We start from the raw sequence: 12,202 nt of genomic DNA, 5'->3' as shown, positions 1-12,202 counted from the left end.
CTAATTATAGTTAGCAGTCAAAGGAAATTTCATGCTAGACCGCGAGAAATATGAAAACGGAATATTGTCAGTCCGCTTCATCGGAAAGAGGCTCGAAGATAGCGGCGTAAGTATTTACGACCTAAGCGAGTCTCTGCTCGCGATACAAAGGATAATTCACAAAGCTTACCTAGCTCAAAACGGGAAGCTAATTAAAGGTGCGTACCCGAACAAGGAAGAGCGAGAAGCTCTTGCCCTCCAACTAGGCGAGAGAAAAAGAAAGTCCGATGCATTTGCTCTTCTTCCGATACTAGCAGACCCATTAGTGCAAGAATCCATGAAGAAACTCATGGATTATGTCATTTCAGGAGTCATAGGATATTACGTTGGCGATGTCCTCAAGCGCGTAGAAAAAGAGGTAGACCAAAATAAGAAAATATTCATTGGCTCAATATATACTGAAGTTGCAAATATTGTTAACCGCGTCGATACCGTTGGTGGCGTTGAGTCAATTTCTCTAGGTTCACCTGCACTAGACAGAGAAACAGTTGCTGTCTTTTCTGGCCAAACTAAAGACTATCTTGCATCCCTCAAGGACGAGACTTACCTTGGCACCTATCAAGAAATACAAGGGAAGGTATACAAGCTTTATCCAGCCAGCAAGATCGTTGCAATTCGCAGAGCAGGCAGAGCAACCGTTAGCATATTTCTCAAACAAGCAGACTTTGACACCATCAGATACAACCGAGACCCAAATCAGGTGTTTTTATTTAAGGGTCGCCCAATATATAGATTTGGGGTTGAGACAAAATCCGTCTCTGAGTTTGAAGCCGATGAAATTGAACCGGTGGTAAGTGACAGCTAACAACTGGTTCAAATCGCTCGCTACACTCGCTGGGACTGGCTAAAGCCAGCCCCTTAACCAAACGTTAGCTGGCATCCCAAACGTGACCACATGAACTTCTACTTCCCGTTACTAGGCCTCACTCCTTCATTCACTAGCGAGCGCGTAGTAAGCGCTCCGTTCACGCTATCCCGTCGCCTACGGAAGGCCAATCTCCCTGATCTATCTACTTTGGGTGCGCAACACAAACTGCACTTTCCATTTCAGTTTGCTGATGCCCTTCTGTCTGAATGTCGCTTAGAGCTTTGTGTAGATGCGCCTTCGTTAGATGTTGCGAAACTGCATGTCAGCCAGCTTCGAATGTGCCTTTATCTGAATGGTGCATCCCCATTTAGTATTCCTTTTGCCGCCACTCACTCGTCAGACGAATACGCGGGTATAAGCTCTCGCTCCCGTCCCGAGCTAGCCGCAAGGCTGCCGGCAGAGCTTCAGTCTGGCCCTAAGTCAGAAGACATTCAGGTTGAGATGTGGCCGCACGAGCTTTCACTTTCATTCATCTATCTTGAGGAAAAGGCGCAAATCTCTGAGTCAGCATTTCAACAGGCAGCCGAAAGCGCCACATTCTGGAAAGTCATGGAGGGCAGGCAAAAAGAACTTGTAGCATTTCGTGAGGCAGCGGAATCTGCGCCTATGCTGATGTCATCGCCCCAATCATATCTACACATTTGGTGTGGCCTAGAAGCGCTATTTCCAAAGGTCGGGAGTGAACTTTCGTTCCGGTTATCTATTTATCTTGCTCAGCTTGTAGGTGCCGCCGAAGATAGGCGCAGCTACCATTCCCGCTTCAAAAAATCGTATGACATAAGAAGCAAAGTCGCACACGGCTCTCGCAACGATATGACTCATGAAGAATGGGAGGAAGGCTGGATTCTTCTTGTCGAAGCTGGCAAGGCTATTCTTAAACGCAGAGAACTACCCAGTGACAACGCACTTCTCTCTGATCTCTTGCAACCGCCAGGTGTAATGCCTTAATAGTGTCTATCCAGTTGTTGCAGCTAACAAATGGTTCAAACCGTTCGCTTCGCTCACTGGGACGGGCTAAAGCCCGCCCCTTAACCAAACGTTAGAGGTCCGCATGGAAAGCCGGGTCATCATGACAGGTATAATCATTGCAGCAGTCTCGTATGCTGTTTCAATTAGGGCATCGGAGCTGTACAGCTACGCGACTCTGACTCTCTTTCATGACGGAACTGAGTTTCTTGCTCCCTTGGGTGGGTTGCTGAAGAATTCAATCAACAGCATATATTGGTTCATACCTGGATTCTTCATTGGTTTCACAGCCCGATCTATTAAGTCTGCTGCGATGGTCGGTCTTATAGCCGGGGTTTTGTTTTTCCTGATTGGCATGTCCATTCAAGGCAAACAGCTCCATGAGCTTGAATTTGTTTATGCCGCCCTCTCGTTCTATATAGCTCGGATTGTGGAATTAATTTTCCTTTTCACCTTGGCCGCATCTTTTGGCGTTGTGGTTTCCGAACATCGAAGAGTTCTAACTAGACGTTCAAGTCGTTCGCTGCGCTCACTCGGGACGGGCTAAAGCCCGCCCCTTAACCAAACGTTAGAGCAAAACCATGACCTTAGAGCTGCGTCAAATTTTGATCCAGAACGACGTGCAGGGAGAATGGGAGTACCCACCTGGCGCTAATTGGTCAAATGAAATATCCCGCTTAAAGAAACTTACACCAGAGTTAGAAGAAATTCTAGAGTCATCATTAAGGCTAGATGACGGAGTTGTCGTTCGCTTCGCTCACTCGGGACCGGCTAAAGCCGACCCCTTAACCAAACGTTAGCCAGATATAGAAGTATTAAGTGCAAATGAAGATATTTCTTAGCTCCACTGCATATGATCTTTCGGACTTCAGGGCGTTGGTAGTTGATCGTCTTGAGGCAGATGGTCATGAGGTTTTATTTCACGAAAGCCCTACGTTCCCAGCTAGGATTGGTCTTCATTCTCACGACCAATGCTTAGAGGCTATCAAAGAGTCTGATTTAACAATATGTCTGGTAGACAGAAGATATGGTGGTAAATATGTTGGGGCAACATTGGAACCCTTTTCGCCACTGAAATTCAGTGTTCTTGGAGCACAAAAATCAGGCAAAAAAAAGCGGTTCGACCTAGTATACGAACTTAACAAATTATCCATAACATGGTGTGAGGTGCTTGTCGCACACAATGAAGGAATACCGGTCGTAACTTTCGCAAGGCAACGGACTTTAGATGAGAAAGAAACGAGGAGAAGAAATCAATATTTAACTACATTTTCTCCCGCATATTCAGAAAGAAATGAAATATTCGATTTTCTAGATTGGATTACGCAAAGAAAGACAAATAACTGGATTGCTCCATTTATATCAATAGTTGACTTCGAGAAGAAGCTAATTACTTGGATGAATGAGCTTAATAAATCAATTCCTAAACCAGCTAGTATTTCAAATGAAGATGATACTGATACTAGGGGCAGAACACGTATCTGTATTGTAGTCGAGGGTGAAGTTGATAGGCTTGTTGTCTCACATATAGTCCAGCATCTTAATTTGGCTCAGCATTTCGTAATAATTCCTACATATGGGAAATATCAAGTTCTCAATACCTTCAGCGAGGTTGTGGCTCCGTACTCAAAGATATTCGAACATGTAATAGTTCTTTTAGATAGTGACGCTCATACCGAAGATGAGTACCACCAAAATGTTTTGCAGCTTAACCGTATAATTGAATCTAGTCAGTGTGAGAATATTTCCGGGTTCTTCGCTAATCCTTCCATAGAAGCATGGATTGCAGCCGGCTTGAACCAAGAAGTTTATAATGAATACAGCGGTCAGGTTGATAAGCATATCTTCAATAAAAGGATTGGACGCTCTTCGATAAACCATATCAGGAACCTTCTAGTCCATAAATTCTCATTTAATATGGCAATAAGCACAAATGCCGAATTTCATAATTTTGTTGAAAAGTTGATGAGCCTTGGTAATGCAAATAGACCAGGCTAACAAAGCATTGCAGCGGACAATCCGTTGAATGCGGCGTTAGACCTAAAACAAACTAAACCGGTACTCCGTGAATGAGCATAAATTTTCTAGAAAGCGACTTTGAAAAAGTAAGTTACCTGTTAAATTTATTGATCGCTCACGCCACTGGCAAAACCGCAGACTCTAGCGAGTACGAAACACTTCGCCACGAATTACTTAGCAATCACCAAATTTCCAATCAATTACCAGCATGGCTAAAGCTGCATAGGAACCTTGACTCTTTCTGGGGGTTCATACAGCCAAAGTTTTCTACATATGCTGAGCGAAGAACGTACCTTTCCGAGCAATTCACGCCGCTACTAGACTCACTGGAGTTCGGAACAGCAGCACCGGTAAAAACTCAAAGCACGGTGTCAGGCGCGGCAAATAAGCCTGTAGCTAGAAACAAAAGAAATGTCTTTATTGTTCATGGCAGAGATAACCAGGCTAAATATGAGGTTAGTCGCTTCATAGAAAGTTTAGGCCTTAAAGCAATCATACTTCATGAGCAAGCCAGTTCAGGCATGACCATCATTGAGAAAATTGAGCATTATTCAAACGACGCTGACTTTGCTCTAGTCTTATACACGCCCTGCGATCACGGCCGGGGCGTACATGAGTCAAAACTTCCTCCCAAAAACAGAGCTCGACAAAACGTTGTTTTCGAACATGGGTATCTGATGGCAAAGCTAGGCAGGGAGAACGTTTGCGCTTTGGTCAAGGGAGAAATAGAAACTCCGAATGACATCAGCGGGGTGGTCTATGTTGGCTTAGATGACGCTGGCGGCTGGAAAATTGAAGTATCTAAAGAGCTCAAAGCGTGTGGTTATGCAATCACCAATTGATAACCACGTGGCCGATCTAATTAGTGGTTCAAGTCGTTCGCTTCGCTCACTCGGGACCGGCTAAAGCCGGCCCCTTAACCAAGCGTTAGGTTAAACCATGAATCTGGATGATCGAATGTTCTTTCGGTTGGCGGTGGGCTTGTTCATTGCCTCGCTAATTTTGCCAGCAAATGGTCAATTTTTCGCAGGCATGATCATGTTTATCTTTTCGTCATTCGCCTCGACTTCCATAATACTCAATGGAAACCTAGACATATTGAGCGATCCAAAACATATCTTAGGATTATTCGTTTTACTAATGCCTTTCTATAATTTTCTATTCATAATTGCTCTTACTAGGTTCTGGGATAACGGCAAATTCCGATTTTCATTTTTCCGGGTTTTTCTTTATGCATGCACGATTGTGAGCTTGATATGGGGCGTCATGGGTATTTTAAATAACCCTGACGTATTTTATCCATTGGCTCTATGGGCCTTATCTTTTCTTTTTTTATCTTTGGCTGTTGCGGTTCGCACAGAGAAAAACCTAACCAATGGTTCAAACCGTTCGCTTCGCTCACTGGGACGGGCAAAGCCCGCCCCTTAACCAAACGTTATACGAAAAAGGGATATTCATGGATCAACAGTTCTCTTTAAGCGTTCTTATATTTTCCGTAGTTACATCCTTCTTAGGCAGTCTTGCATTTTTTTGGTATCTGCGCGGCAGGGACAGACGGATAAAATCCGCGATCGCAGAGTTAGAATATGAAGAACAATTCATTGAGAAAATCAGCAAGGGCAATGTCGAGCTAATACGCTCTGGCTTTCGGGTTCTATCGCTCACTCTTTTCATCGTCCTGTTGTCAGGCGCTATGGTTATCTCAACAAATCTATTCCCATATCCTGAGCCGTTAGAGAGAACCATTTATTTATTTGCAGTTGGTGCTTGGGCTGCCGCCGCCGCTGGCTGCCTCTCATACTTTAAATCTCTAGCACGGTTGAATAATGTAAAACTGGCCAAAGAGAAACTTGCGGAAAAGCGTCAAAAACTGGAAGCTAAATTATGAGCATCGTATAACAAGTCGCTCAAATCGCTCGCTTCGTTCGCTGGGACGGGCTAAAGCCCGCCCCTTAGCTTATCGTTAGCCTACAGAGGAAAGAGATGTTCGCTATTCACTCTACAGAGTCTGGCAACACACTCATCTTTGATGACGTGCAAGGCGACTACTTATCTGTCTGTTTCAGTTCTTCGGCGCAAAGTGTTAAGCGTGAGATTTGGGGATACCAGCCGCACAGGCACACTCTCGCAGAAAAGCACGTGAACGGTATTTAATTTGAATAGTAATGACTCAAGGCGGACACATCGATGAAATCAAGCATCACTGTAATAACCCTTGGCGTCGATAATTTGGAGAAGGCTGTTCGCTTCTACCGTGACGGCCTAGGCTTCAAAAGCGAAGGTATTATCGGAAAAGAGTTTGAACATGGCGCCGTTGCCTTCTTTGATCTGTAGTCAGGTTTAAAACTTGCACTTTGGCCGCGAAAAAGTCTTGCGCATGATGCTGGCGTCCCGCTAGGCAACTCATGCGCTACGGAATTAAGTCTCGTGCATAACACTTTCTAAAAACCCGAGGTTGATGAAGTAATGGCACAAGCGAGAACGGCAGGTGCTGTTATCGTCAAGCCAGCACATGATACTTTCTGGGGTGGCTACGCGGGCTATTTCCAGGATCCCGATAGACATTTATGGGAGGTTGTATGGAACCCGCAATTACTCCCTCAGGATTGACGCCTGACAATTATAAAAATGGGCAGATTACATCTGTCAGTAAAAACTTGGCATCGTTATCGAGTCTATATAGACAATCCCGAACTCGCCAAGCAATCAACGCTACCCCCCCACACGCCGGAGCCCATCATGAAACAAGACGAACTCAAAGCGCTGTTCGATCAACAAGCGGCGACCTATGACACGCAGTGGGCGAAGACGGCGCCGATTAGGCATTGCTTGCACTTGCTGCTTGGCTCTCAGTTTGCCGGTTTACCGAGTGATGCGCGGGTTCTGTGTGTGGGTGTAGGGACGGGGGATGAGCTGTTCTATCTGGCAGCGCTGCGCCCGGGCTGGCGGTTTACCGCGGTGGAGCCGTCAGGGGCGATGCTCGAGGTCTGTCGACGCAGGGCAGCTGACGAAGGCGTGAGCGATCGCTGCCAGTTTCACGAAGGCTATCTCAGCTCGCTTCCAGCAGGTGACGGGTACGATGCAGCGACCTGTTTTCTGGTTTCTCAGTTCATGTTGGATGAAGGCGAACGGTCGGGCTTCTTCCGGGAAATTGCGCAGCGCCTCAAGCCGAGTGGCCTATTGGCGAGCTCGGATCTGGCTTCGGATGTTGCCTCGCCGGAGTATGAGGTGCTGCTGCGCGGCTGGATGAGCATGATGTCCGCGGCGGATCTTTCGGAGGAAGCATTGGAGAGGATGCGCAAGGCATACGCACAGGATGTCGCCATCCTACCGCCGGGCCGTGTCGCGGCACTTATCGAGGCGGGTGGATTCGAGCACCCCACGCCATTCTTCCAGGCGGGGTTGATCCATGCATGGCTGTCGACACGCGGACAAGACGCTCCCAACTGAGGCGAGATAGCGCCCCGTTTCGAAGCGTTTCGCTCGTCTGGCGTCTAACGAGCCCCCTGCACCGTATCGTCCGATAGCACGTCGTTGGCGTGCCCAGCCCGCTCTGCCAGGCAAACATGGTCACGCCCCATGGCCTTTGCCTGGTACAGCGCCTCGTCGGCTGCCTTGGCAAAGGTCAGTTTCGTGTCTTCGGCTGCCGGTATCCACGCGGCGACACCTATGCTGATGGTGAAGCGGATCGTGGCGTCGGGGACCTGTAACTCCAGTTTCGCTACGGACTCGCGGACCTGCTCGGCGATGGCCGCAGCCTTGGCTGGCGGCATGCCATAGAAGACCGCGGCGAACTCCTCGCCGCCCAGTCGCGCGGCAAATTCGTTGTCCCGACGACTGAAATTGCTCAGGGTCTGGCCGATGAGGGCCAGGCACTCGTCGCCGCAGCCGTGGCCGTAGCGGTCGTTGATGCGCTTGAAGTGATCGATGCCGAGCATCCAAAAGATCAGGTAGGAACGTGCCAGGCGCCAGCCGGTCTTCTATGAAGTTTTAACGGGGCAAGCCGCATGCTGCGATCGATCCATCACGTCGCGATCATCTGTTCCAACTACGCGATCTCGAAACGCTTCTACACCGAGGTGCTGGGCCTGACCGTGATTGCCGAGCATTACCGGGAGGCGCGGCGCTCCTACAAGCTGGACCTCGCGCTGCCGGAAGGCGGTCAGCTAGAGCTGTTCTCCTTTCCCGACGCACCGCCGCGCCCATCCCGCCCTGAAGCGCAGGGGCTCCGGCACCTGGCGTTCCTGGTCGATGACGTCGCTGCGAGCAAGGCGGCGCTCGAGGCGCAAGGCGTGGACGTCGAACCGATCCGCGTGGACGAGTACACCGGCAGGCGCTTCACCTTTCTTGCCGATCCGGACGGGCTGCCGCTGGAGCTCTACGAAGCGGCTCCGGCTTGACGTCTCAGGTAACAAATCCACAGCCCGAAACCTCGGCCCGCCGCAGTAACGTTGAAGCCCACTTTCGAGGAGGACGGTTATGAAGCAGCTTGCCCTTGCCAGCACCCTAGCCCTGGGGGTCGCCTCACTGACGGCTCATGCCGCGACGGAGGCGATCGGTAAAGACGATTGGCCTTTTACCGCGACGCCACGCGCGACCCTGTTCGAGCCGTGGGCGATGACCTTCCTGCCGGATGGCTCGGCCCTCGTCACCGAGAAGCGCGGCGCGCTCAAGCATGTCGACGTGAAGACGGGCAAAGCGCAGTCAGTCAGCGGAGTACCCGAGGTGGCCTATGGCGGCCAGGGCGGGCTCGGCGACGTCATCCTTCATCCAGATTTCGCCAGCAATCACCGTATCTACCTCAGCTATGCCGAAAAAGGCGACGGCGGCGACCGGGGGGCGGCGGTAGCGCGGGCCACGCTAGATATCGACAGCCACGCGCTGACGGACGTGCAGGTGATCTGGCGGCAGTCGCCCAAGGTGTCCGGTGGGGGGCACTACGGGCACCGCTTGGCATTCGGCCCGGACGGGAAACTGTGGATCTCATCCGGCGAGCGGCAGAAATTCACCCCCGCACAGGACATGGAAGCCAACCTTGGCAAGATCCTCCGGCTCAACGACGACGGCAGCGTACCGTCGGACAATCCCTTCGCCGACCGGGGTGGTGTAACGGCGCAGATCTGGTCGTTGGGCCAGCGCAACCCGTTGGGCATCGCCTTCGATGCCGAAGGCCGACTGTGGGAGCACGAGATGGGCCCGCAGGGCGGTGACGAGTTCAACCTGATTCAGAAAGGTGGCAATTATGGCTACCCCGAGGTCTCGAACGGCGACCATTACAGCGGCAAGCCGATCCCGGATCACGACACGCGGCCTGAATTCATCGCGCCGAAAATCAGCTGGACGCCGGTCATTTCCCCGGCAGGGATGATCATCTACAACGGCGACCGATTCGCCGATTGGAAGGGCAACGCGCTCATTGGTGGCCTGTCGGCGCGCGGCCTGGTGCGCGTCACCTTGGATGGCGAGAACGCCAGCGAAGCCGCGCGTTACGACATGGGCGAACGTATTCGCGAAGTCGAGCAGGGGCCGGACGGCAGCCTCTGGCTGCTCGAAGACGGTGACGGTGGTCGCTTGCTGGAGCTGCAGCCCAAGTAAGCAACGCCTTAGGGTCCGCAGGTCGCCGCCCTCATCGGTACGGCCTGCGACCCGACAACAAACCTACCCCGCGTCACACCCTCGTAACACAGCCGCCATAGCGTGTTTTGGCTAACCCACTCATGGATGCCGAGGCCCGCATGACCAGACCGACCCGCCTGACCCGCACTGCGCTCTCCGCCGCGTTGACGCTCGCCCTTCTCCCCGTGGCCTCGCAGGCCGCCTCGTCGCACGCAGCGGAATACTTCGAGCGGATCGCGACCTTCCCGGTGTATCGCAACCTCGGCGCCGATGAAGATCAGGCCAAGCAGACCGTCGCTGAGATCACTACGGTCAGCCGTGACGGTCGCACCCTGATCTACACCGACAGCCCCGGCGAGCGCATCGGTCTGGTGGACATACGCGATCCGAAGTCGCCCAAGCCGGCCGGCTTCGTCCAGCTGGAAGGCGAGCCGACGTCCGTGGCGGTGCACCATCATTACGCGCTGGTCGCGGTGAATACCTCGCTGAGCTACGCCCAGCCGGACGGCGTGCTCGCGGTGTTCGATATTCGCAACCCGGCACAACCCAAACGCGTCGCGACCCTGCCCATGGGCGGCCAGCCGGATTCCATTGCGATCAGCCCAAAGGGGCGCTACGCCGCTGTCGCGATTGAAAACGAGCGCGACGAGGACCTTAACGACGGCCTCATTCCCCAATTGCCAGCCGGCTTTCTGCGCATCGTCGACCTCAAGGGCCAGCCGTCGCGCTGGAGTACTCGCGACGTCGACCTGACCGGCCTCGCCGACACGGCCCCGGGCGATCCCGAGCCTGAGTACGTCAGCATCAACGACCAGGACATCGCTGCCGTCACCCTGCAGGAAAACAATCACATCGTCCTCGTCGACCTGCGTCGCGGCCGGGTGATGCGTCATTTCAGCGCCGGCCAGGTCGATCTCGAAGGCGTAGACGTCGAAGAGAACGACCGCATCGAGCCGGTCGGTGTGCTCAAGGGCAAGCGCCGCGAGCCCGACGCCATCGCCTGGGTCGGCCCCCTGCTGGCGACCGCCAACGAAGGTGATTACGAAGACGCTGACGGTGAAGAAGGCGGCAGCCGCAGCTTCACCCTCTTCGACTACAACGGCCGCGTCTGGCATGACGCCGGCGCCTCGCTGGAACATGCCTTCATCCGCGCCGGGCACTACCCGGACAATCGCTCGGAGAACAAAGGGATCGAGCCCGAAGGCATCGCCGCGGCCAGCTTCCGCAAGCAGGACTTGTTGTTCGTCGGCAGCGAGCGCGGCAATGCGGTGGCCGTCTATGACGTCGCACGCCCCTGGGCCCCGGCCCTACGCCAGCTGTTGCCGGCCGGCATGGGCCCCGAAGGCATCCTGCCGATTCCGTCGCGCAACCTGCTGGTAGTGAGCAGCGAAGAAGATTCGGCCGAGGACGGCTACCGCTCGACGATTTCGATCTACCAATTCGGCGCCAAGCGCGCGGCCTATCCCGAGATCCGTTCGGCCGATGGCGACCTGATTCCCTGGGGCGCGCTCAGCGGTCTGGCCGCTGACCGCACGCAGGCCAATCGCCTGTTCGCGGTGCCGGACAGCTACTACAAGGCGTCACGCATTTTCGGCATCGACTCCAGCAAGACACCCGCCGTCATCGACAAACAGATCGAATTGCATAAAGCAAGCAAGACGGTCGATTACGACCTGGAAGGGATCGCCCAGGCCGCGAATGGCGACTTTTGGCTTGCCTCGGAGGGCAACGGCAAAGCCAAACCGAACCTGCTGATTCGCGCCAATGCCCGGGGCGAAGTGCTCGAAGAATTTGCCCTGCCAGCCAGCGTGGCGGCGCAGCAAACCAGCAATGGTTTCGAAGGCGTGGCGGTAGCGGGTGAAGGTGCGAGCACTCGTGTCTATGTGGCTTTCCAGCGTGAGTGGAAGAACGACCCGGCCGGCCGGGTGCGCATCGGTGTGTTCAACCCGGGCAGCGGCGAGTGGGGCTTCTACCACTACCCGCTCGACGCCGCGCCCGACGGCGCGTGGGTCGGCCTCTCCGAACTCACCTCCCTGGGCAATGGCCAGTTTCTGGTGATCGAGCGGGACAACCAGCAGGGCACTGCCGCGGAGGTCAAGCGCCTGTACCGGATCGACCTCGGCAATGCGCAGCCCGCCAACGAAGGCCAATCCTTTCCGTTGCTGGCCAAGACGCTGGAGCGCGACCTGCTGCCCGACTTGAAAGCCACGAACGGCTGGGTGCTGGACAAGGTCGAAGGCGCTGCGGTGGATGCGCAAGGCCGCCTGTTCGTCGTCACCGACAATGACGGTGTGGAAGACGCCAGCGGTGAGACGCGCTTCATGCGGTTGGGCATGGTGAAGCGCTAAGCAAGAGCCGCTCGGCGCGGCGACCAGGGCGAATGCACTCGTAGGGGCGAACTCATTCGCCCAACTCGCCTCACCGGGCGAATGAATTTGCCCCTACGTGGGCAGCGGGTCGGCTTGGCGGTTGGTGTGGTCGGGGTGCACAACCCACCGGGCGGGCCGGCAACGGCCCTGTAGGGGCGAATTTCATTCGCCCACCCCCGGCCTCCCCGGGCGAATGAATTCGCCCCTACATGGGCAGCGGGTCGGCTTGGCGGTTGGTGTGGTCGGGGTGCACAACCCACCGGGCGGGCCGGCAACGGCCCTGTAGGGGCGAATTTTATTCGCCCACCCCCCCGCCACCCCGGGC

General features: G+C 53.7%; 12 protein-coding genes and 1 pseudogene. 12 read left to right on the top strand and 1 reads right to left on the bottom strand.

The annotated features are described in order from the left end of the window. The first annotated feature begins 31 nt into the window (after positions 1–31). From M1D78_RS03960 to M1D78_RS03920, 9 genes and pseudogenes are all read left to right on the top strand, one after another. On the top strand, positions 32–844 hold the full coding sequence (locus tag M1D78_RS03960) for a hypothetical protein (RefSeq protein WP_437422634.1): 813 nt from the start codon (positions 32–34) through the stop codon (positions 842–844). Positions 845–934: 90 nt separating this feature from the next. After that, entirely contained in the window at positions 935–1,855 is a 921-nt protein-coding gene (locus M1D78_RS03955) for a hypothetical protein (protein ID WP_437422633.1), read from the top strand. A gap of 103 nt (positions 1,856–1,958) precedes the next feature. Then, positions 1,959–2,420, top strand: a complete 462-nt coding sequence (locus tag M1D78_RS03950) for a hypothetical protein (protein ID WP_437422632.1) — start codon at positions 1,959–1,961, stop codon at positions 2,418–2,420. Between the two features lie 278 nt (positions 2,421–2,698). Next, a complete protein-coding gene (locus tag M1D78_RS03945) occupies positions 2,699–3,871 on the top strand; it encodes a DUF4062 domain-containing protein (RefSeq protein WP_437422631.1) in 1,173 nt (390 codons plus the stop codon). Between the two features lie 71 nt (positions 3,872–3,942). Continuing rightward, positions 3,943–4,734, top strand: a complete 792-nt coding sequence (locus tag M1D78_RS03940) for a TIR domain-containing protein (RefSeq protein ID WP_437422630.1) — start codon at positions 3,943–3,945, stop codon at positions 4,732–4,734. Positions 4,735–4,831: 97 nt separating this feature from the next. Further along, positions 4,832–5,320, top strand: a complete 489-nt coding sequence (locus M1D78_RS03935; protein WP_437422629.1) for a hypothetical protein — start codon at positions 4,832–4,834, stop codon at positions 5,318–5,320. A 28-nt stretch (positions 5,321–5,348) separates the two neighbouring features. After that, positions 5,349–5,780, top strand: a complete 432-nt coding sequence (locus tag M1D78_RS03930) for a hypothetical protein (RefSeq protein WP_437422628.1) — start codon at positions 5,349–5,351, stop codon at positions 5,778–5,780. A 299-nt stretch (positions 5,781–6,079) separates the two neighbouring features. Beyond that, positions 6,080–6,502: pseudogene (locus M1D78_RS03925) on the top strand (VOC family protein). Between the two features lie 129 nt (positions 6,503–6,631). Then, entirely contained in the window at positions 6,632–7,342 is a 711-nt protein-coding gene (locus M1D78_RS03920; protein ID WP_437422627.1) for a class I SAM-dependent methyltransferase, read from the top strand. A 44-nt stretch (positions 7,343–7,386) separates the two neighbouring features. On the opposite strand, the gene M1D78_RS03915 is transcribed toward M1D78_RS03920, so the two are convergent. Then, on the bottom strand, positions 7,387–7,830 hold the full coding sequence (locus M1D78_RS03915; protein ID WP_457933430.1) for a GGDEF domain-containing protein: 444 nt from the start codon (positions 7,828–7,830) through the stop codon (positions 7,387–7,389). Positions 7,831–7,899: 69 nt separating this feature from the next. Between M1D78_RS03915 and gloA2 the strand changes: the two genes are divergently transcribed. From gloA2 to M1D78_RS03900, 3 genes are all read left to right on the top strand, one after another. Beyond that, positions 7,900–8,292 carry an SMU1112c/YaeR family gloxylase I-like metalloprotein gene (gloA2, locus tag M1D78_RS03910; protein WP_437422626.1) on the top strand — a complete coding sequence of 131 codons (393 nt, stop codon included), beginning with the start codon at positions 7,900–7,902 and terminating at the stop codon, positions 8,290–8,292. Between the two features lie 79 nt (positions 8,293–8,371). Continuing rightward, positions 8,372–9,487, top strand: coding sequence for a PQQ-dependent sugar dehydrogenase (locus M1D78_RS03905; protein WP_437422625.1), 1,116 nt, complete (start codon positions 8,372–8,374; stop codon positions 9,485–9,487). A 140-nt stretch (positions 9,488–9,627) separates the two neighbouring features. Continuing rightward, on the top strand, positions 9,628–11,856 hold the full coding sequence (locus tag M1D78_RS03900) for an esterase-like activity of phytase family protein (RefSeq protein WP_437422624.1): 2,229 nt from the start codon (positions 9,628–9,630) through the stop codon (positions 11,854–11,856). Positions 11,857–12,202: the final 346 nt, after the last annotated feature.

The organism is Pseudomonas sp. SA195 (assembly GCF_054131565.1).
This window is presented reverse-complemented; position numbering and strand designations above follow the sequence as displayed.

What these genes read in the sequence shown, in the direction of transcription:
- M1D78_RS03960 (WP_437422634.1), top strand. Translation starts at nt 32, where the DNA reads ATGCTAGACCGCGAGAAATATGAAAACGGAATATTGTCAGTCCGCTTC.
- M1D78_RS03905 (WP_437422625.1), top strand. Translation starts at nt 8,372, where the DNA reads ATGAAGCAGCTTGCCCTTGCCAGCACCCTAGCCCTGGGGGTCGCCTCA.
- M1D78_RS03915 (WP_457933430.1), bottom strand. Translation starts at nt 7,830, where the DNA reads ATGCTCGGCATCGATCACTTCAAGCGCATCAACGACCGCTACGGCCAC.
- M1D78_RS03945 (WP_437422631.1), top strand. Translation starts at nt 2,699, where the DNA reads ATGAAGATATTTCTTAGCTCCACTGCATATGATCTTTCGGACTTCAGG.
- gloA2 (WP_437422626.1), top strand. Translation starts at nt 7,900, where the DNA reads ATGCTGCGATCGATCCATCACGTCGCGATCATCTGTTCCAACTACGCG.
- M1D78_RS03900 (WP_437422624.1), top strand. Translation starts at nt 9,628, where the DNA reads ATGACCAGACCGACCCGCCTGACCCGCACTGCGCTCTCCGCCGCGTTG.
- M1D78_RS03950 (WP_437422632.1), top strand. Translation starts at nt 1,959, where the DNA reads ATGGAAAGCCGGGTCATCATGACAGGTATAATCATTGCAGCAGTCTCG.
- M1D78_RS03935 (WP_437422629.1), top strand. Translation starts at nt 4,832, where the DNA reads ATGAATCTGGATGATCGAATGTTCTTTCGGTTGGCGGTGGGCTTGTTC.
- M1D78_RS03920 (WP_437422627.1), top strand. Translation starts at nt 6,632, where the DNA reads ATGAAACAAGACGAACTCAAAGCGCTGTTCGATCAACAAGCGGCGACC.
- M1D78_RS03955 (WP_437422633.1), top strand. Translation starts at nt 935, where the DNA reads ATGAACTTCTACTTCCCGTTACTAGGCCTCACTCCTTCATTCACTAGC.
- M1D78_RS03930 (WP_437422628.1), top strand. Translation starts at nt 5,349, where the DNA reads ATGGATCAACAGTTCTCTTTAAGCGTTCTTATATTTTCCGTAGTTACA.
- M1D78_RS03940 (WP_437422630.1), top strand. Translation starts at nt 3,943, where the DNA reads ATGAGCATAAATTTTCTAGAAAGCGACTTTGAAAAAGTAAGTTACCTG.